Origin of the sequence: Pseudoalteromonas sp. NJ631, from assembly GCF_000276645.1 — a bacterium.
In the GTDB taxonomy this organism is placed as follows: domain Bacteria; phylum Pseudomonadota; class Gammaproteobacteria; order Enterobacterales; family Alteromonadaceae; genus Pseudoalteromonas; species Pseudoalteromonas piscicida.
The window spans coordinates 1-1,019 of the sequence record NZ_AKXJ01000046.1 but is presented as its reverse complement, the minus strand read 5'-3'; the positions used below and the strand labels follow the sequence as shown (position 1 = coordinate 1,019).

Annotated in this window: 1 protein-coding gene; it reads right to left on the bottom strand. The window is 53.7% G+C overall.

Features of this window, described 5'->3' with window-relative positions; translation table 11 throughout:
• Positions 1-1,019, bottom strand: a 1,019-nt coding sequence (locus tag A587_RS0123720) for a condensation domain-containing protein (RefSeq protein WP_026001115.1), incomplete at both ends; no start/stop codon positions are given.

Sequence of the window (1,019 nt, the reverse complement as noted above, 5' to 3'; positions counted from 1 at the left end):
AAAGCTCTGCACCGCAGGTCTGGCGTGATCTAATGGCAACGCATGCACCACAGGTAAGCCGGCAAGCTGCTTTTCCCAGTACACTAGCTGTTCATCCAGCACCGCCCCTTGTAACCAGTTGCGCTGCCAGTAAGCATAATCGCCGTACTGGAGCGCCAGAGGTGCTAGCGGATTTTCCTGCCCTTTGGCATAAGCCGTATACAGGCTACTAAATTCATTCACCAGTATACCCATCGACCAACCATCCGAGGCGATATGGTGCATGGTCACCAGCAAAATATGTTCCTGCTCGGCAACTTTAAGCAAGCGCGCCCGCAGCATTAAATCTTGGCTCAGCTCAAAGGCCGCGGCCGCCTCTTTGGCAACAGCTTCATCAATTTGTGTTTGTTGCACGGTTTCAGGCAGCACAGACAAATCCGTAAGCGGCACTTCAAACGCCTGCGGCGTATTAATCACCTGAACTGGCTCGCCGTCATCGCCGACAACAAAGCAAGTTCGTAGGCTTTCATGACGTCCTACAATTGTACTAAAGGCCTGCTGCAGCGCCTGACTGTTCAGACTACCCGTTAATCTTAACGCCGCAGGCATATTGTAATGGACACTGCCGCCGTCTATTTTATCCAGCAGCCACAACCTTTGCTGGGCAAAAGATAAAGGCAAAGCCTGCTCCCGGGAAACCGCAGTTAACGGCGGACGCATACCACCTGAGTGCTCACCGGACAATAAAGCCGCCAGATCCATTAACCTCGGCTGCTCAAAGACCTTCCGCAGCGCCAGTGTGACCTCAAAAGCTTCACCAATACGGGCCACCAGTTTAGTAACCAGCAGGGAGTGCCCACCCAGATCAAAGAAGTTGTCTGAAATACCAACCCGCTCAACCCCCAGCACCTCCTGCCAGATCTGGCATAAGGTTTTTTCTGTTTCAGTGCGCGGCGCAATATACTCGCCGCCTAATACATCCCCTTCCGGCGCCGGCAGCGCCTTACGGTCAACCGTGCCGTTGGCCGTCAACGGAAAAG